Annotated in this window: 1 protein-coding gene; it reads left to right on the top strand. The window is 66.8% G+C overall.

Annotation, left to right across the window (positions count from 1 at the left end; all coding sequences use genetic code 11):
- Positions 1-666, top strand: a 666-nt coding sequence (locus tag NJ4_RS26195) for an HNH endonuclease signature motif containing protein (RefSeq protein WP_169799334.1), incomplete at both ends; no start/stop codon positions are given.

Raw genomic sequence — 666 nt, 5'->3', positions numbered from 1 at the left:
ACGAAGACGAAGAAGACGAAGAACCGCAAGAACAAGAAGGCCAAGCAGGCCCGGAAGGCAGCCAGGGCTGCGGCCGCCGCCGGCCTGAGCGGAACGGTCACGGCAGGTGCCGGTAGGAGCGGCCAGTCCGCGGATGCCGCGACTGCGGGTGCGGGTGCGGGTGTGTTTGGTGTGGTGGGGCGGTTGGAGCGTGGTGATCAGCCGGTCAGTGCGGCGATGGTTGCGGAGTGGGCGGGGCGTTCGGACACCGGGGTGGTGGTGCGGCCGGTGATTGATCTGGCTGATCATCAGGCGGTGGATGCCTATGAGATCCCGGACCGGCTCAAGGTGCAGGTTGATGCGATCGCGAAGTGTTGCGTGTTTCCCTACTGCACTCGTCCGGCTCAGGGGTGCGATCACGACCACAACGTGCCTCATGGTCAGGATGGGGCGACGTGTTCGTGCAATCTGGCTCCGTTGTGTCGGCGGCATCACCGGCTCAAGACGTTGACTGCGTGGCGCTACCAGGTCCTCGAGGTCGGGGCGTGGGTGTGGACCTCGCCGCACGGGCACCGGTTCCTGCGTGATCACACCGGCACCACCGAGGTCACTCGTCCCGGTGACGTGGCCGAGCACGACGGCTGCCTCCACAGCCCGACGAACGACACCGGCCCACCCGACGACACC

This window comes from Nocardioides jensenii JCM 1364 = NBRC 14755, assembly GCF_001552535.1.
Classification (GTDB): Bacteria; Actinomycetota; Actinomycetes; order Propionibacteriales; family Nocardioidaceae; genus Nocardioides; species Nocardioides jensenii.
This window is presented reverse-complemented; position numbering and strand designations above follow the sequence as displayed.